17 protein-coding genes and 2 riboswitches are annotated in these 16675 nt (G+C 64.8%); of the genes, 4 read left to right on the top strand and 13 right to left on the bottom strand.

Features of this window, described 5'->3' with window-relative positions; all coding sequences use genetic code 11:
* Positions 1 to 2 precede the first annotated feature (2 nt).
* Positions 3 to 260, top strand: a complete 258-nt coding sequence (locus GTZ99_RS04055) for an ATP synthase F1 subunit epsilon (RefSeq protein WP_161716968.1) — start codon at positions 3 to 5, stop codon at positions 258 to 260.
* A gap of 832 nt (positions 261 to 1092) precedes the next feature.
* Here GTZ99_RS04055 and GTZ99_RS04050 read toward each other — a convergent pair.
* Positions 1093 to 1428: an HNH endonuclease family protein gene (locus GTZ99_RS04050; RefSeq protein WP_161716967.1), complete on the bottom strand. Its 336-nt coding sequence runs from the start codon at positions 1426 to 1428 to the stop codon at positions 1093 to 1095.
* 137 nt (positions 1429 to 1565) lie between these two features.
* On the opposite strand from GTZ99_RS04050, the gene GTZ99_RS04045 reads away from it, so the two are divergent.
* Positions 1566 to 3092, top strand: coding sequence for a CpaF family protein (locus GTZ99_RS04045; protein WP_161716966.1), 1527 nt, complete (start codon positions 1566 to 1568; stop codon positions 3090 to 3092).
* A 22-nt stretch (positions 3093 to 3114) separates the two neighbouring features.
* Here the strand turns inward: GTZ99_RS04045 and GTZ99_RS04040 are convergent, their stop codons facing one another.
* Complete coding sequence (locus GTZ99_RS04040) at positions 3115 to 3339, bottom strand: hypothetical protein (protein WP_161716965.1); 225 nt, start codon at positions 3337 to 3339, stop codon at positions 3115 to 3117.
* Positions 3340 to 3411: 72 nt separating this feature from the next.
* Here GTZ99_RS04040 and GTZ99_RS04035 point away from each other — a divergent pair, with 72 nt between their 5' ends.
* On the top strand, positions 3412 to 4356 hold the full coding sequence (locus GTZ99_RS04035; RefSeq protein WP_320076625.1) for a DMT family transporter: 945 nt from the start codon (positions 3412 to 3414) through the stop codon (positions 4354 to 4356).
* A gap of 20 nt (positions 4357 to 4376) precedes the next feature.
* On the opposite strand, the gene gcvPB is transcribed toward GTZ99_RS04035, so the two are convergent.
* The 10 genes from gcvPB to GTZ99_RS03985 form a co-directional block, all read right to left on the bottom strand.
* Positions 4377 to 5948, bottom strand: coding sequence for an aminomethyl-transferring glycine dehydrogenase subunit GcvPB (gene gcvPB, locus GTZ99_RS04030; RefSeq protein ID WP_161716964.1), 1572 nt, complete (start codon positions 5946 to 5948; stop codon positions 4377 to 4379).
* On the bottom strand, positions 5948 to 7303 hold the full coding sequence (gene gcvPA / locus GTZ99_RS04025; protein ID WP_161716963.1) for an aminomethyl-transferring glycine dehydrogenase subunit GcvPA: 1356 nt from the start codon (positions 7301 to 7303) through the stop codon (positions 5948 to 5950). The genes gcvPB and gcvPA overlap by 1 nt, the downstream gene beginning before the upstream one ends.
* A gap of 5 nt (positions 7304 to 7308) precedes the next feature.
* On the bottom strand, positions 7309 to 7695 hold the full coding sequence (gene gcvH, locus GTZ99_RS04020) for a glycine cleavage system protein GcvH (RefSeq protein WP_161716962.1): 387 nt from the start codon (positions 7693 to 7695) through the stop codon (positions 7309 to 7311).
* Positions 7692 to 8879, bottom strand: a complete 1188-nt coding sequence (gcvT, locus tag GTZ99_RS04015) for a glycine cleavage system aminomethyltransferase GcvT (protein ID WP_161716961.1) — start codon at positions 8877 to 8879, stop codon at positions 7692 to 7694. The genes gcvH and gcvT overlap by 4 nt, the downstream gene beginning before the upstream one ends.
* 32 nt (positions 8880 to 8911) lie before the next feature.
* A riboswitch (glycine riboswitch) is annotated at positions 8912 to 9028 on the bottom strand.
* Positions 9029 to 9134, bottom strand: a riboswitch (glycine riboswitch).
* A gap of 86 nt (positions 9135 to 9220) precedes the next feature.
* Entirely contained in the window at positions 9221 to 10414 is a 1194-nt protein-coding gene (locus GTZ99_RS04010) for a deoxyguanosinetriphosphate triphosphohydrolase (protein ID WP_161716960.1), read from the bottom strand.
* Positions 10415 to 10465: 51 nt separating this feature from the next.
* Positions 10466 to 10768, bottom strand: coding sequence for a hypothetical protein (locus GTZ99_RS04005; protein ID WP_161716959.1), 303 nt, complete (start codon positions 10766 to 10768; stop codon positions 10466 to 10468).
* A 64-nt stretch (positions 10769 to 10832) separates the two neighbouring features.
* Positions 10833 to 12215: an NAD(P)(+) transhydrogenase (Re/Si-specific) subunit beta gene (locus GTZ99_RS04000; protein WP_161717065.1), complete on the bottom strand. Its 1383-nt coding sequence runs from the start codon at positions 12213 to 12215 to the stop codon at positions 10833 to 10835.
* A gap of 62 nt (positions 12216 to 12277) precedes the next feature.
* A complete protein-coding gene (locus GTZ99_RS03995) occupies positions 12278 to 12574 on the bottom strand; it encodes a proton-translocating transhydrogenase family protein (RefSeq protein ID WP_161716958.1) in 297 nt (98 codons plus the stop codon).
* An 11-nt stretch (positions 12575 to 12585) separates the two neighbouring features.
* The gene (locus GTZ99_RS03990) at positions 12586 to 13719 is read right to left on the bottom strand and encodes an NAD(P) transhydrogenase subunit alpha (RefSeq protein WP_161716957.1); all 1134 of its coding nucleotides are present in this window, start codon (positions 13717 to 13719) and stop codon (positions 12586 to 12588) included.
* A 10-nt stretch (positions 13720 to 13729) separates the two neighbouring features.
* Complete coding sequence (locus GTZ99_RS03985) at positions 13730 to 13855, bottom strand: aa3-type cytochrome c oxidase subunit IV (protein WP_161716956.1); 126 nt, start codon at positions 13853 to 13855, stop codon at positions 13730 to 13732.
* Between the two features lie 289 nt (positions 13856 to 14144).
* Here GTZ99_RS03985 and GTZ99_RS03980 point away from each other — a divergent pair, with 289 nt between their 5' ends.
* A complete protein-coding gene (locus GTZ99_RS03980) occupies positions 14145 to 15563 on the top strand; it encodes a sigma-54-dependent transcriptional regulator (protein WP_161716955.1) in 1419 nt (472 codons plus the stop codon).
* Between the two features lie 4 nt (positions 15564 to 15567).
* On the opposite strand, the gene folP is transcribed toward GTZ99_RS03980, so the two are convergent.
* The gene (gene folP / locus GTZ99_RS03975; protein WP_161716954.1) at positions 15568 to 16674 is read right to left on the bottom strand and encodes a dihydropteroate synthase; all 1107 of its coding nucleotides are present in this window, start codon (positions 16672 to 16674) and stop codon (positions 15568 to 15570) included.
* Between the last annotated feature and the right edge of the window lies 1 nt (position 16675).

The raw sequence follows: 16675 nt of genomic DNA, 5'->3' as shown, positions 1-16675 counted from the left end.
ACATGGCACTGCAGTTCGAACTCGTCACGCCTGCGCGTCTGGTCCGTTCCGAGAGCGTCCACATGGTGGTCGTCCCCGGCACCGAGGGCGAGTTCGGCGTGCTGGAGGGCCACGCGCCCTTCATGGCAACGATCCGTGACGGCGCCGTCAAGGTCTACACGACCGAGAGCGGCGCCCCCGAGGAGATCGTCGTGCGCGGCGGTTTCGCCGAGGTGACGCCCAAGGGCCTCACCCTGCTGGCCGAGGCTGTCGAGGGCTAAGCCCAACGCGCCCCGCGTGCAAAAGGTTCAAAGGGTCGGGAGAGGTTCGCCTTTCCCGGCCCTTTCCTTTTGCGCGGTGCGCGGATGAAAAGGGGAAAGGTGCCTCCGGCGGGCAAAGGGCGGCGGCCCTTTGCAATCCCGATAATGGCCGCGTGGCGTCTCGCTCCATAGCGATGTGCACAGCGCAACCTTTGGTGAATAAGCCACTTGGCGGGAAGATAAATGGACACTGCGAACACGGCGAGATTTTGGACGTTAAGCGCGACCGCTTAGGCTATGACGTCCAACATCCGAGTGGTGATCCCCATATGCCCGGGGCCGATAGCCGATCCAGGTCGATACCCCAGAAAATCAGAAAGCGATCATATTCTGGCTGATATACAAGCCAATTGCCAACCGTACAGGCCACGCACATGCCGTGGATCGTAGACCCTACAGGAAACTGGGGGATACCCTGCCCCTCAACGATAGCCCTTATGGGGAATGGCGAACATATTGAATCGCGTAGCCCTTCTTCTACGCTCTTCAAATAGCTGCCTTCATCCCATCCCGCGCCAATATAGACATCCGACGTATCGCTCATACAGGCGTCAAGCCGCTCAAGAGGATCAACGTCCATGTCTGGACGATCTCACAGCAACGGCCAAACCACAAGCGTGCTTTGTCTCCCATCGCCTTCTCCCCAAAACCCACCGCGCAGCGGCCTTCAACATCGGCTACCTCACCGCGTCGCGCGACATCGCCACGCCCACACAATGCCGACATTCCCGGGATTGCAAAGGGCCCCCGCCCTTTGCCCGCCGGAGGCCCCTTTCCGCACTTACATCCCCAATCACCGCCCCTTCTTCGCGGTCGGCACGTAAAAGTCGGGGTCTTTGCCCTCCACCCATGTCAGGAATTTGGCCACACCATCGTTCCGGCGCAGCGCGTCCAGATCCATCGCGATGCGGGCCAGTTCGGCATTGGTGAAATTGTTGTGCAGCGCCTGATGGCAGATCGGGTGCAGCCGCACCGTGTCGCGCCCGCCGCGTGATTTGGGCACCGGGTGATGGGCCACCACTTCGCTGCCCAGCGGGCGTTCGCACAGCCAGCACGGTTCGGGCGGCGGAGCCTCGGCCTCGTCCTCGACATCCCAGTATGGGTCATTCTTTGCGCGGCGTTTCGCCATAATCCGTACTTCCCCTTTGTCAGACCTTCGCCATTAGCAAATCTTCAAAGTTTGCGCTCTATCAACGAAGTTTAAGAACCGACTGACGGCCCGACTCTGTCCAGAGCGGGTCTATAGCATCGAGGGAACGACAGGGTATGAGCGCATTCGGCCGCCGCAATGGCCCCGGAAGCTTTGGCCAGACCGCAGCGCGGCCGGCATTTGGCGTGGCACGCCCGATGCGCACCGCCGAAGGCACGTTGCCGCCCGCAGGCCCCGGCGGCGATCAATTCCCTCCGCTGCCCAACGCCGATCTGCCCGGCGCCGCCCCTGCCGAGCCGCTGTCGCGCAATTCGGACGCGATGGCGCGGCTGGCCGATCGCATGAACGCCACCAACGACGGCCCCAAAGCCGCCGAGGGGTTCGAGGCCAGCGTGCACAAGATCAAGGAGCAGGTGCTGCCCCGCCTGCTGGAGCGCGTCGACCCCGAGGCCGCCGCCACCCTGACCAAGGATGAACTGTCGGAGGAATTCCGCCCGATCATCATGGAAGTGCTGGCCGAATTGAAGATCACCCTGAACCGGCGCGAACAATTCGCGCTGGAAAAGGTGCTGATCGACGAGCTTCTGGGCTTTGGCCCGCTCGAAGAGCTGCTGAACGATCCCGACATTTCCGATATCATGGTCAACGGCCCCGACCAGACCTATGTGGAAAAAAAGGGCAAATTGCAGCTTGCCACCATCCGTTTCCGCGATGAAACACATCTGTTCCAGATCGCCCAGCGCATCGTCAATCAGGTCGGCCGCCGCGTCGACCAGACCACGCCGCTGGCTGACGCCCGCCTGAAAGACGGCAGCCGCGTCAACGTCATCGTCCCGCCGCTCAGCTTGCGCGGCACGGCGATCTCGATCCGTAAATTTTCCGAAAAGCCGATCACCATCGACATGTTGCGGGATTTCGGCTCGATGTCGGATCCCATGGCCACCGCGCTGAAAATCGCGGGCGCGTGCCGGATGAACATCGTTATTTCGGGCGGTACGGGTTCGGGTAAAACGACGATGCTCAACGCCTTGTCGAAAATGATCGACCCGGGCGAACGCGTGCTCACGATCGAAGACGCGGCCGAATTGCGCCTGCAACAGCCGCACTGGCTGCCGCTGGAAACCCGCCCTCCCAACCTCGAAGGCCAGGGCGCGATCACCATCGGCGATCTGGTCAAGAACGCCCTGCGTATGCGCCCTGACCGCATCATCCTGGGCGAAATTCGTGGATCGGAGTGCTTTGACCTGCTGGCGGCGATGAACACGGGCCATGATGGCTCGATGTGTACGCTGCACGCCAACAGCCCGCGCGAATGTCTGGGCCGTATGGAAAACATGATCCTGATGGGCGACATCAAGATCCCCAAGGAGGCCATCAGCCGCCAGATCGCCGAATCCGTCGACCTGATCGTGCAGGTAAAACGCCTGCGCGATGGCAGCCGCCGCACCACCAACATCACCGAAGTGATCGGCATGGAAGGCGATGTCATCGTCACGCAGGAGCTGTTCAAGTTCGAATATCTGGACGAAACGCCCGAAGGCAAGATCATCGGTGAATGGCGCTCGTCCGGCCTGCGCCCGTACACGCTGGAAAAGGCCCGCCAATTCGGGTTTGATCAGGCCTTTTTGGAAGCCTGCCTGTAACGCGCGCCGTCGGGGCGCGTCGTCACGACGCCCCCGACAGCCGCATCGCCAGCCCGGCCAGCACCAGCACCCCGGCGCAGGACCAGAAGGCCACCGCGCGCCACGGCATCCAGCCCACAGCATCCGCATCGGCCCGGCGCATCCGCCGCCGGTCGGCCCACCCGGCCACCACCGCCAGCGCGATCATCGCCCCCAGAGCCGCGTAAATCCATGCCGGATCACTATCCATGGCATTCCTTTTGCGCATCGCGGCATCGCCTGCCGCCTTGTTGGCAAACACGTGCTTGCCTGAACCGCGCCAGCGGGTAAACGCAGGCGCGTGTCGACGCAACCCACCCCCAACGCCCCCCGCCCCAACCGCCCGTTTCTGGCGATGGGCCTGCGACTGTGTGCGGCGCTGATGGTCTCCACCCTGTTCCTGCTGGTGAAACTGGCGGGGCAATCGGGGGTCAAACTGCCCGAAATCATGTTCTGGCGACAGGCGATCTCGCTGCCGCTGATCGGCGGCTGGCTGGCGGCGCAAGGGCAATTGTCGCGCCTGTCCACCCGCCGCCTGCCGATGCATGCCGCGCGCGCGGTGTCGGGCACGATCGGCATGGTGTGCAATTTCAGCGCCTCAATCCTGCTGCCGCTGGCCGTGGCGACCATCTTGGGCTTTACCACGCCGATGTTCGCGGTGCTGCTTTCGGCGCTGTTGCTGCGCGAACATGTCGGGCCGTGGCGCTGGGTCTCGGTGGCTCTGGGCTTTGCCGGGGTGCTGCTGATCGCGCTGCCGTCGGGCGGCGTGTCGGGGATCAACCCGCTGGGCGTGGCGGCAGGCATCGCCAGCGGCTTCATGGTGGCGCTGATCTCGATCCAGATCCGCGACATGACCCGCACCGAACATTCGCCCGCGATGGTGTTCTATTTCGCGCTGTTCGGCACGCTGGTCACCGCGCCGCTGTTGCCGCTTTACATGACCGCGCATAGCCCCGCGCAATGGGCGATCCTGATGGGCGTGGGGCTGGTGGGCACGGCGGGGCAATTCCTGCTGACGGGCGCGCTGCGCTTTGGCGCGGTCAGCAGCGTGATCGTCATGGATTATACCTCGCTGATCTGGACCACCCTGTTTGGCGAGGTCATTTTCAACCAGATGCCGCCCGCGACAGTGTGGCTGGGCGCGCCGCTGATCGTCGCGGCGGGGCTGGTGATCGCGTGGCGCGAACACCGCCTGCACCTGTTGCGCCAACGTCTGGCCGCGCAGGCCGAGGGCAGCGCCGCCTGAACGGCGCCGCCCCCACCCGATCACCCCTGCCAGACCAGCCGAGGCTTGCGCGCGGCCAGCGTTTCATCCACCCGGCGGCGCGGCGTATAATGCGGCGCGGTCTTCAGACTGGGGTCACCCGCCTTGGCGCGCGCGGCCAGTGACCGCATGCTGCTGATGAAGCGGTCCAGTCCGGCGCGGCTCTCGGTCTCGGTCGGCTCGATCAGCATCGCGCCATGCACGACCAGCGGGAAATAGACCGTCATCGGGTGAAAACCTTCGTCAATCAGACCCTTGGCGATGTCCAGCGTGGTCACCCCCTCACCCAGTTCGTCGTCGGTGAACAAGGCCTCATGCATGCAAGGCCCGGCGTCCGCAAAAGGCGCGTGCAGCACATCCTGCAATGACCGCAGCACGTAATTGGCGTTCAACACCGCATCATTGGCCACCTGCGCCAACCCGTCACCGCCATGCGACAACATATAGGCCAGCGCCCGGACGAACATCCCCATCTGGCCATGAAACGCCGCCATCCGGCCAAAGGGCGCGGCGCCCGGCAGGCTGGAAAGGTCTTCTTCTTCAACCAGATGCGCCACACCATCATCATCCCGCCGGACAAAGGGCAAAGGCGCATAGGCCGCCAACCGATCCGACAGCACCACCGGCCCCGACCCCGGCCCGCCGCCGCCATGCGGGGTCGAAAACGTCTTGTGCAGGTTGATATGCATCGCATCGACGCCCAGATCGCCCGGCCGCACCCGCCCGACGATGGCGTTGAAATTCGCTCCATCGCAATAGACATAGCCGCCGGCCGCATGAACGGCGGCCGAAATCGCCGGCATATCGCGTTCAAACAAACCACAAGTGTTTGGATTCGTGATCATAACCCCTGCGACATCACCCCCTGCCCCATCGGCCAGGCGGGCGGTCAGCGCGGCCAGATCGACGCGGCCATCATCGGTCGCGGGAATCGCCTCGACCCGGAATCCGGCAAAGGCGGCGGTGGCCGGATTGGTGCCATGCGCGCTGGTCGGCACCAGCACCACCGGGCGGTCCTCGCCCCGCGCCTCAACCGCGGCGCGGATCGCCAGCAAGCCGCACAATTCCCCATGCGCCCCCGCCTTGGGCGACAGCGCAACGCCCGCCATGCCGGTCAGCACCATCAGCCAGTCGGCTAATTGGGCAATCGCCTCGATCGCGCCGGGCACGGTGGCGCGCGGTTGCATGGGGTGGATATCGGCAAAACCGGGCAGCCGGGCAACGCGTTCATTCAGCCGCGGGTTGTGCTTCATGGTGCAGCTACCCAGAGGAAACGGCCCCAAATCAATGGCATAGTTCTGTCGCGAGAGACGGGTGTAATGGCGCACCACCTCTGGCTCGGACAGGCCGGGCAGCGCGGGCGGGGTTTTGCGCAAGTGGCGCGACAGGCCCGCGACCGGCGCGGCAGAGGCCTCTGGCAGGTCCACGCCTGTCCCCCCCGGCGCGGCCAGTTCAAAGATCAGCGGTTCTTCCAGCGCCAATCCACGGTCGCCACTGGCGGTAGCGGGCAGCGGCGTGGCGGCCCCATTGCTGGTCATTTCGGGACGCCATCCGGCGGTGTTCGGAGCGTTCATCACAGCACCTCCTGCAGCGCGTCAACCAGCGCGGCGATGTCGTCATCAGTCGTACATTCACTGGCCGCGATCAGCAGACCATTGGCCAAACCGCTGTTATCCGGGTACAAACGCCCCAGTGGCACGCCACCCAGCACGCCGCGCGCGCCCATCGCCCGCACCGCCGCGCGGGCATCCCCCGGCAGGATCACGGTGAATTCGTTGACATAGGCCTGGTTCAAAACGGACACGCCGGGGATCACCGCCAGTGCCGCCGCCGTCGCCTGCGCCCTTGCGTGGTTTTCGGCCGCCAGACGGGCCAGCCCCTCGCCGCCCAGCAAGCTCATGTGAATACTGAAGGACAGCGCGCAAAGCCCTGCATTTGTGCAGATATTGCTGGTCGCCTTTTCCCGGCGGATATGTTGTTCACGGGTCGACAGCGTCAAAACAAACGCCCGCCGCCCATCGGCATCCACCGTTTCGCCGCACAACCGGCCCGGCATCTGACGCACGAATTTCTCGCGGCAGCCGAACAGGCCGAGGTACGGCCCGCCAAAATTCAGGCCTACGCCAAGGGCTTGGCCCTCACCCACGACGATGTCGGCGCCCAGATGGCCCGGCGCCTCGATCAATCCCAGCGCGACCGGTTCGGTCACCACCACGATCAGCAATGCCCCCACCGCATGGGCCGCATCAGCCAGCGCCGCCAGATCCGGCACGCGGCCCAGCACATCGGGGTACTGCACCACAACCGCGCTGGTTTTGTTGTCAATGATAGCAATAAGGTCGGCACAATCTGGCGTTTCAACCAGCCTTGTCGGCAGCACATCCAGCACGTCACCGGTGAACCGCGCCATGCCCTGCGCCGTGGCCACATAATGCGGATGCAGCCCGCCGCTGATCACCGTCCGCCCGCGCCGGGTGATGCGGGCCGCCATGGCGATCGCCTCCCAACAGGCGGTCGAGCCGTCATACATGCTGGCGTTGGCGATGTCGGTGCCGAACAGGCGCGCCACCTGCGTCTGGAACTCGAACAGCACCTGCAACGTGCCCTGCGCGATTTCGGGCTGATAGGGGGTATAGGCGGTCAGGAACTCGCCGCGCTGGATCAGGTGGTCGACGCTGGCCGGGATGTGGTGGCGATAGGCCCCCGCCCCCAGAAAAAACGGCGCGGTGCCTGCCGACAGGTTTTGCGCGGCAAGCCGGGTCATGTGACGCTCGACCGCCATTTCGCTGGCATGGGCGGGCAGGCCGGGGATGGGTTCGGCCAGCAGAGCGTCTGCGGGCACATCGGCGAACAATTCGTCGATATGGCCCGCACCGACGCGCGCCAGCATCCCCGCGCGGTCCGCAGGGCTAAGAGGCAGATAACGCATGGGAATTACAGCCCTTCGATATGTGCCTGATAGGCGGTTTCGTCCATCAACCCGGCAAGGTCGGCCGGATCGGCGATCGTCTGACGCCACAGCCAGCCCGTCCCTTGCGGATCGGAATTGACCAGTTCAGGGGCATCGGCCAGCGCTTCGTTGACCTCTGAGACCTCGCCCGAAACGGGGGCGTAGATGTCGCTGGCGGCCTTGACGCTGTCGATGGCGCCGGCGGTTTCAGCCTTGGTCAGCGCGCCGCCCACCGCGGGCAGATCGACATAGGTGATGTCGCCCAGCGCGTGCTGTGCATAGGCGGTGATGCCCACGGTCGCGATCTGGCCAGCGGTGGCCTCGCCGTCAAACGCGATCCATTCGTGGTCAGCGGTATAAAGGACGGTCATTGGGCGGCTCCTTTGCGATGGTAAGTATGCGGAACAAAAGGCAAAGTGGTGACGGTGGCGGGTAGTTTGCGCCCCCGCACATCGATGAAAACAGCGGTGCCGGGGATGGCCTGCGCCAACGGCAGCGCCGCCATGGCGATGGCATGGTTGCAACTGGGGCCAAACCCGCCAGAGCTGACCGTGCCGATCGGCGCGCCATCGGCGTCCAGCACAGCGGCGCCTTCGCGCGCGGCCTGACGGCCCTCCAGCGCCAGACCGACGCGGCGGGTGGGCGTGCCCTTGGCGATCAGCGGCAGCACCGCATCGGCGCCAATAAACCCGCCCGTATCGCGGCGGCGGCGGCTGATGGCAAAGTCCAGCGCGGCGGTGACGGGATCGACGCCTTCATCCATGTCGTGGCCATACAGCGGCAGTCCAGCCTCCAGACGCAGGCTGTCGCGCGCGCCAAGGCCAATGGGGCGCACCGCCGGATCGGCGCACAGGGCATCGGCCAGCGCGGCGGAATCATCGGCCAAAAGGCTGATTTCAAAGCCATCCTCGCCGGTATAGCCGCTGCGGCTGATCCACAGCGCGACCTCGCCCCATTGAAACGCCCCCGCCTGCATAAAGCCCAGCGCCGCCACGTCCGGCACCAGCGCCGCCAGCGCCTCGACCGCCTGCGGCCCCTGCAACGCCAGCAAGGCATGTTCGTCCAGATGGGTCAGCGTGATGTCATCGGGCAGATTTTCGCGCAAATGGCCAATATCGTCCCATTTGGTCGCGCCATTCACGACCAGATAAAACCCATCGTCCCGGCGCGTGACCATCAGGTCATCCAGAATGCCGCCGTCTTCGCCCAGCAACAGCGAATAGCGCACCCGCCCATGCCGCAGCGCAGCAAGATCGGCAGGCAACAGCCCCTCCAGCGCGGTCTGCGCGGCGGCCTGATCGGCCATCGGCGCGCCGTCCGCGTCCTCCACCCGGACCAGCAACTGGCCCATGTGGCTGACGTCAAACAGGCCCGCATGTTCGCGCGTCCACAGGTGTTCGGCCATGATGCCGCCGCCCTCTGCGTCATATTGCACCGGCATCCAATAGCCGGCGAATTCGACCATCCGGCCACCACGCGCGCGGTGCCAATCGTCCAGTGGCAGGATCAGCGTTTCGGGCGCTTCATCATCGTTGGGATTGTAAGTGTCGCTCACAAATATGTTTTCCGTACAAGAGTGCACCAAACGGTGCCCCCTCTGTCACGGAAACCTGAGAGCTTGGTCCGCGGGCATCAGCCTCGCGGATTTACCCCTTCGGCGGCCCCGTGCGGCAATCCGCCGGGACACTTTCCAGAGTATCGCTGTTGACCCACACGGTCCATGGTGCCTGAGAGATTCCGGGGCGGTTGCTCCTTCGGCGTCCTGCGATCCGGGGCAACCGAATCGCGGGAACTCTCCCGCATGGGTCAGCGACGGCCAAGCGCTTCCCATGTTGCGGCGCAAAAGTCAAACCCGGCTGTCACCATTACTAACAGGATTGGATCTACCCGCCCAAATCACACATTGCTCAACCGCTCGGGCACTTCACCATGGATGCGCTGATAGCTGGCGATGGCAAAGCGATCCGTCATGCCCGCGATGTAATCGGCAATGTGGCGCGCGCGGGCCGTGGCGTCATCAGGTGCGCGGGCGGCCCATTGCCCCCCCATCAGTGCCGGATCCTGCGCAAAGGCGGCAAACAGCCCAGCCACCACCTGACGCGCGCTGGCGGCGGCGGCCAATTGCTCGTCATGCAGATACAGGCGCTGATACATGAAGCGTTTCAATTCACGCTCCGCCTCGGCCAGCGCGGGCGAGAAGGTGGCGCTGACCTGCCCGGCGGCGCGCACATCGGCAAGGCTCTCCATGCCCACGGTGCGCAGCCGCGTCTGCGCGATCACGTCATTGACCATGATGCCGATCTGGCTACGCACCAGCTCGCGCAACTGGCGCTCACGCGGGGCGCCGGGATGGCGGCGTTCGACCGCATACCATTGCTGCGCAACGAAAGGTTGCTCCATCAGATGGTCCAGCGTCAGGAACCCGGCGCGCAAGCCATCGTCAATGTCGTGGTTGTCATAGGCGATGTCATCGGCAATCGCGGCGACCTGCGCCTCCAGCCCGCTCCATTCGCGCAAGTTCAGCGGAAAGGCCGCGTCCAGCTGCGCCAGCGCCCAATTGGCCGCCCGCCCGCGCCCGCCCAATGGCTTGGTGTCTGCACCCACCGGGCCGTTATGCTTGGCCAGACCTTCCAGCAATTCCCACGTCAGGTTCAACCCGTCATGCTCGCAATAGGGGCTGTCGAGCAGCATCAGCACCCGCAGGCAATGGGCATTGTGGTCCCACCCGCCATGGTCGGCCAATGCTGCGTGCAGCGCGTCCTCTCCGGCATGGCCAAAGGGCGGGTGGCCGATGTCATGGGCCAGACACAGCGCCTCGGTCAGATCCTCGTCCAGACCCAGCTGGCGGGCGATGACGCGGCCGATCTGCGCCACTTCCAGACTATGGGTCATGCGGACGCGATAGTGATCGCCATCGGGGGCGATGAACACCTGCGTCTTGCTGCGCAAGCGGCGGAAGGCGATGGAATGGACGATGCGGTCGCGGTCGCGCTGATAACAACTGCGCGGGCCGCGCGCCAGCGCGCCTTCCATCGGGAATTGACGGCCACGGGTTTGCGCGGGATCACAGGCAAGCGGGGAAAGCGGCATGGCCCACCGGTTAGCCGCTTACCCCCACAAAAACCAGCCGAAAAGCGCCGATTACCGCCCGACCAACAGGCAGGTCCCGGCGGCCACCACCAGCTCTTCGCGCACCTGTGGGTCGTCAATCCGGCCCAGCGCCATCAGCATCGAGGGCAGATCGCGCCCGGTGCCCTTCAGCGCCTCCAGCTTGCGCAATTGGGCCATGGTCAGGCGGTCGACCAGATGATCGGCCATGCAGGCGGCGGGCGCGGGCGCCATGCCGCGCGCGGTCAGAGCGTTGGTGATACGGTGGCGGGCGGTATTCTCGCCACAGCCGGCCAAGGCCAAGGGCAGCATCAAACACAAAACGGCGCGGGTCACATCGGTCCTTTCAGGTTGCCGCTGTGGCCCGCGCCGCTTGGCGTGGGGGATGTCAGGTCCGGCGTTAGTGCGCCATCGCCTTGACGATATCCTCCACCATCTTCTTGGCGTCGGCCAACAGCATCATCGTCTGGTCCATATAGAACACATCATTATCGACACCTGAATAGCCCACGCCGCCCATCGAGCGCTTGACGAACATGACCGTCTTGGCCTTGTCCACGTCGAACACGGGCATGCCATAGATCGGGCTGGACTTGTCGGTCTTGGCCGCGGGGTTCACCACGTCGTTGGCGCCGATGATGAAGGCGACATCGCACTGGCCGAACTCGGAGTTGATGTCCTCCAGCTCGAACACCTCGTCATAGGGGACGTTGGCTTCGGCCAGCAGCACGTTCATGTGGCCGGGCATACGGCCCGCGACGGGGTGGATGGCGTATTTGACGCTGACGCCTTCCTTTTTCAGCAGATCGCCCATTTCGCGCAGGGCATGCTGTGCCTGAGACACCGCCATGCCATAGCCCGGGATGATGATGACGCTTTCGGCTTCCTTCATCAGGAAGGCCGCGTCCTCGGCCGAGCCGCGCTTCCACGGACGCTGTTCCTTGGGCGCGCCGCCGGCGCCAGCCTCGGGCGCGGCGCCAAAGCCACCCGCGATCACGCTCAGGAACCCACGGTTCATCGCCTTGCACATGATGTACGAGAGGATCGCACCCGAGGAGCCCACCAGCGCGCCGGTGATGATCATCGCCGAATTGTGCAGCGTGAAGCCCATCGCGGCGGCGGCCCAACCCGAATAGGAGTTCAGCATCGAGACGACGACCGGCATGTCCGCGCCGCCGATCGGAATGATCAGCAGGAAGCCGATGATGAACGAAAGCAGCGTGATCACGCCAATGACCCACAGCGACTGGTCAACGGTGAAATAGCCCACCAGCCCCAGAATGGCGATCAGCGTGCCCAGGTTGAGCACATGGCGCCCCGGCAGCAGGATCGGCGAGCCCGACATCTTGCCCGCCAGTTTCAGGAAGGCGATGACCGAGCCGGAAAAGGTGATCGCGCCGATGGCGATGCCCAGGCCCATTTCCACGCTGCTTTGCGCATGGATATGGCCGCCTTCGGCAATGCCAAAGGCCTCCGGATTGAGGTAAGCCGCCCAGCCCACCAGCACGGCGGCCAAACCCACCAGCGAGTGGAACGCCGCGACCAGTTGCGGCATCGCCGTCATGGCAATGCGCCGCGCGATGACAAAGCCAATGCCGCCGCCAATCGCCAGCGCCACCGCGATTTCCGGCAGGCTGGCGATGTTGTGCGTCACCAGCGTCGTCACCACCGCGATCACCATGCCGACCATGCCATAACGGTTGCCCGCGCGGCTGGTGGCGGGCGAGGACAATCCGCGCAGCGCCAGAATGAACAGCACGCCCGACACCAGATAGGCAAACATCGCCCAATCGGGCACCGCATCATGGGACACCGCCGCAGCCGCGCTAAGAAGCTGGAGAACCATCACTTCTTCTCCTTCTTCTTGTACATGGCCAGCATGCGGGCCGTCACGGCAAAGCCGCCAAAGATATTGACCGAGGCCAGCACCACCGCGCCCAGCCCCAGCCATTTCGACACGCCCGCGCCCTGCCCCAGACCGCTGGCGGCGGCCGCGATCAGCGCGCCCACCACGATGACGGACGAGATCGCGTTGGTCACCGCCATCAGCGGCGTGTGCAGCGCGGGCGTCACCGACCACACCACATAATAGCCGACGAAACACGCCAGCACGAAGATCGAGAGGATCGAGATAAAGTCCATGTGTCCCTCCATCAGCCCAAAAGGCGCGGATTGACGACCGCGCCATTGGCGGTCAGGCGGATGGCGTTGCCGATTTCCTCGTCCAGAACAGGCTTGCCCTGCTCCTTGTCCCAAAAGGCCGAGAGGAAATTGTACAGGTTGCGCGCGAACAGCGCCGAAGCGTCCGCCGGCAGATGCGCGGGCGTGTTGCTATAGCCCATGATCTTGACGCCATGACGCTCAACGATCTGGTCGGGCACGCTGCCTTCGACATTGCCGCCCTGTGCGACGGCCAAGTCAAAGATCACGCTGCCCGGCTTCATCGTGGCGATCTGCGCGTCAGAGATCAGGCGCGGCGCGGCGCGGCCCGGAATCAGCGCGGTGGTGATCACAATGTCCTGCTTGGCGATATGGGCGCTGACCAGTTCGGCCTGCGCCGCCTGATATTCCGCGCTCATTTCCGTGGCATAGCCACCGGCGCCCTCGCCCTCGATGCCTGCGACCTTTTCAACAAAGATCGGTTTCGCACCCAGCGACATGATCTGTTCCTTGGTCGCGGAACGCACGTCGGTGGCCGACACCTGCGCACCCAGACGCCGCGCCGTGGCGATCGCCTGAAGCCCCGCCACGCCCACGCCCATGATGAACGCCTTGGCCGCAGAAATGGTGCCTGCCGCCGTCATCATCATCGGAAACGCCCGGCCATAGGTGGCCGCCGCCTCGATCACCGCCTTGTAGCCGGCCAGATTGGACTGGCTGGACAGGATATCCATCGACTGCGCACGGGTGATGCGCGGCATGAACTCCATCGCCAACGCTTCAAAACCGGCCGCCGCATAGGCGTCCACACGGGCGCGCTGGCCAAAGGGGTCAAGGCCCGCCACGATCCACGCCCCCGGCTTTGCCCCCGACAGCAGCGCCACGTCCGGCCCCTGCACGCCCAGAACAATGTCCGCCTCCGCAATCGAGCCGCTGCCATCAAGGATCTGCGCGCCCATCGCGGCATAGTCCGCGTCTGCAATCGACGCGGCCAGACCAGCCCCCGCCTCGATCGCGACATTCGCGCCCAAAGCCTTGAATTTCTTTACAGTTTCGGGTGTGATCGCGACACGCGTCTCCCCGCTCGCCCGTTCACGCAGAACGGCGAGTTTTACAGCCTCGCTCATGTCAGACCTTTCAGCGGGTGATCAGGAAAACAACCAGAGCCGCAATCACAGCGACCACCGGGGTCGAATATTTGATCAGGCTGATAAACCCTGCATAGGTCGCCTCAGCCGCCTTCATGTCATGCCCATTGGCCATATTCGTCTTCCCCGTGCCCGCACGCCATTTTTGGCGCTCATGTCATTTATCGTCATGTCATACCACGCCCTTGACGTGGCTCAAGCCCTGGATACGCAGGTCGGATAGTCGGCATAAAGTTTACTGCGCCGCGCGCACCCGTCCATTTGATCAGGCTGGCACAAATACCAATGCCCGCACGCGTGTCTTACCGGGGGTGTGGCCACCCGCGCTTAACAGGCTCTTTACCCGATCAGTCTAGAAACGGGACGATCTGATAAGCGCATGACCACAGGGACCCCCAACCACAATGGCCGACACCGACACGCGCCTGTTGATGCTGATCGATGATGAGCCCGCGCAAAGCCGGTTGATCACCGCGCTTGCCGCGCGCGACGGCTGGCGCACGATTGTCGTGGCGGACGCCGAAACCGCGATCGCCACGCTGGGCACACGTCAAGGCATGGCTTTGGGGGCCATCATTCTGGATCAATGGGTTCCGGGCGATGGCGCGTGCGATCTGATCCAGCAATTGCGCCAACGCCGCCCCGGATTGCCGATCCTGATGCTGACCGCCAGCGCCTCGCCGCTGTTGGCGGTCGAGGCGATGCGGGCCGGCGCGACCGACTATCTGATCAAGCCTGTGGCCCCCGACCGCCTTCTGACGGCGCTGCGCAATTCCACCACGCGTGAGGCGCCGCGCGATGAATTGCAGCCGCTGACCGAAAAGATTACCGGCCCGGCCGATTTTGACGCGATGATCGGCGCGGCCCCCGCGTTCCGCACCGCTTTGGCCATCGCCGCCAAATCAGCGCGCGGCCATGGCCCCATGCTGATCGAAGGCCCCAGCGGCACCGGCAAGGAAATGCTGGTGCGCGCCGTCCACGCGGCATCGTTGCGGGCGAAGATGCCGCTGCGCATCATCAACGCCAATTCCACGCCCGCCAATTCGATCGAATCGATGCTCTTCGGCCATGAAAAGGGCGCTTTCCCCGGGGCCTTCGACCGCCAGATCGGCGCGTTGCAGCATTGCGACGGCGCCACGCTGGTGATCGACGAGGTATGCCGCCTGCCGCTGGGCGTGCAACAGCGCCTGTCCGAATTTCTGGCCACCGGCGCGGTGCGCCCGATCGGCGCGCGCCATTCGTTCCGCGTCGATGTCCGCCTGATCGTCTGCGCCAACCTGAACCTGAAAGAACTGGTCGGTTATGGCGAATTTGACGAAACGCTGTTTGACCAGATCAGCCAGACCACCGTCGCCCTGCCGCCCTTGCGCGAACGCCCCGGCGATATTCCGGCGCTGGCGCGCTATTTCCTGGCGCGGATTGGCGAACAGCCGGGCCTGCGCGAACTGGGCATTACCGAAGGCGCGCTGGCGCTGCTGTCCGCCTATGACTGGCCGGGCAATGTGCGGCAATTGCAGGCGGTGCTGTTCCGCGCGGCGGTGTTCTGTGACGGTGACGCGCTGACGGCGGACGATTTCCCGCAATTGTCCAGCATGATCAGCTCCGACCCCCTGTCGGGCGGCAATCAACACGAAAGCGCGGGCGTCATGCTGTTCACGGCGGACGGCAACCTGCGCCCGCTCGAAGAGATCGAGGCCGATGTCATCCGGCTGGCCATCGGCCATTACCGTGGCCGCATGACCGAGGTCGCGCGGCGGTTGGGTATTGGCCGATCGACGCTGTATCGCAAGCTGTCGGATCTGGGGATCAGCGAGGCGGGGTGACGCGTTACAGCGGCAACTGGCTGAAATCGGTCAGCGCCGCATCGCGCATCCCGCGCCAGACATGCGCCGCCTGCACCGTTTCGGGCACGTCATGCACGCGGATGATCTGCACGCCCGCGTCCATCATCCGGCAGGCCAGCGCCACGCTGCCGCCCAGACGCTTGTGCGCGGCCGCCTCGTTTGACAGGGCGCCGATCATCCGTTTGCGGCTGGCCCCCACCAGCAACACGCAGCCCAGCGCATGGAACAGCGGCAGCGCATTCATCAGCGCCAGATTTTCCGCAAGGCTTTTGCCAAAGCCGATGCCGGGATCCAGCAGGATCTTCGCGCGCGGAATACCCGCCGCCTGCGCCGCGTCACGCCGTTCACGCAGCCAGTCGAACACGTCCAGCACGACATCGGCATAGATGCCATCGTCATGCAGATCCTCGCCACTTCCGGGCGCGTGCATCAAGCAGACGGGCGCGCCGCTGCGGGCGGCAAATTCCATGCTGCGCGGATCATGGCGCAGGCCCGACACATCGTTGATCAGATGCGCGCCGGCGGCCAGCGCTTCCTCCATCACCGCGACACGGCGGGTGTCGATGCTGATCGCCGCGCCCATTTTGGCGCAATGGCTGATGGCGGGGATGACGCGCTTGATCTCGTCGCCTTCCCATACGGCGGCGGCGCCCGGGCGGGTGCTTTCGCCGCCAATGTCGATGATCGCCGCGCCCGCCTCCAGCATCATGGCGGCATGTTCATGGGCCACATCGGGGCGATCCATGAACTGTCCCCCGTCAGAGAAACTGTCGGGCGTGACGTTCAAAATGCCCATCACCTGCGGCTGATCCAGCCGGATGGTGCGCGGTCCCATCTGCAACGGCGCATGGGCTTTGCGCAGATCGGCCCATTGCGCCTGCGCCTGTTCGCGCGCCGCATCGGGCATTGCGGCGATGGCGGCATCCATGCCCGCAACGCCTGTACGCTCGCGCGCGACAATCCGCCCGCCGTCCCGCGCGATCAGCGCGAAACGGCTGGCATAGACCAGACCACCCGCCAGTCGGACGGCCTCGCCCTCCTCGGCCTGCGGGCTGTCACATAGGGCGATCGGGCGAAGATAAACCTGCATG

The organism is Novosphingobium ovatum (genome assembly GCF_009909235.1).
Classification (GTDB): Bacteria; Pseudomonadota; Alphaproteobacteria; order Sphingomonadales; family Sphingomonadaceae; genus Novosphingobium; species Novosphingobium ovatum.
This window is presented reverse-complemented; position numbering and strand designations above follow the sequence as displayed.

Excerpts from the sequence above, each read along its gene's own strand:
- GTZ99_RS04000 (WP_161717065.1), bottom strand. The coding sequence starts at position 12,215 with ATGTTTGCCTATCTGGTGTCGGGCGTGCTGTTCATTCTGGCGCTGCGC.
- gcvPB (WP_161716964.1), bottom strand. The coding sequence starts at position 5,948 with ATGAACGCTCCGAACACCGCCGGATGGCGTCCCGAAATGACCAGCAAT.
- GTZ99_RS04055 (WP_161716968.1), top strand. The coding sequence starts at position 3 with ATGGCACTGCAGTTCGAACTCGTCACGCCTGCGCGTCTGGTCCGTTCC.
- GTZ99_RS03995 (WP_161716958.1), bottom strand. The coding sequence starts at position 12,574 with ATGGACTTTATCTCGATCCTCTCGATCTTCGTGCTGGCGTGTTTCGTC.
- GTZ99_RS03985 (WP_161716956.1), bottom strand. The coding sequence starts at position 13,855 with ATGGCCAATGGGCATGACATGAAGGCGGCTGAGGCGACCTATGCAGGG.
- gcvH (WP_161716962.1), bottom strand. The coding sequence starts at position 7,695 with ATGACCGTCCTTTATACCGCTGACCACGAATGGATCGCGTTTGACGGC.
- GTZ99_RS04010 (WP_161716960.1), bottom strand. The coding sequence starts at position 10,414 with ATGCCGCTTTCCCCGCTTGCCTGTGATCCCGCGCAAACCCGTGGCCGT.
- GTZ99_RS04045 (WP_161716966.1), top strand. The coding sequence starts at position 1,566 with ATGAGCGCATTCGGCCGCCGCAATGGCCCCGGAAGCTTTGGCCAGACC.
- GTZ99_RS03990 (WP_161716957.1), bottom strand. The coding sequence starts at position 13,719 with ATGAGCGAGGCTGTAAAACTCGCCGTTCTGCGTGAACGGGCGAGCGGG.
- folP (WP_161716954.1), bottom strand. The coding sequence starts at position 16,674 with ATGCAGGTTTATCTTCGCCCGATCGCCCTATGTGACAGCCCGCAGGCC.
- GTZ99_RS04040 (WP_161716965.1), bottom strand. The coding sequence starts at position 3,339 with ATGCGCAAAAGGAATGCCATGGATAGTGATCCGGCATGGATTTACGCG.
- gcvPA (WP_161716963.1), bottom strand. The coding sequence starts at position 7,303 with ATGCGTTATCTGCCTCTTAGCCCTGCGGACCGCGCGGGGATGCTGGCG.
- GTZ99_RS04050 (WP_161716967.1), bottom strand. The coding sequence starts at position 1,428 with ATGGCGAAACGCCGCGCAAAGAATGACCCATACTGGGATGTCGAGGAC.
- GTZ99_RS03980 (WP_161716955.1), top strand. The coding sequence starts at position 14,145 with ATGGCCGACACCGACACGCGCCTGTTGATGCTGATCGATGATGAGCCC.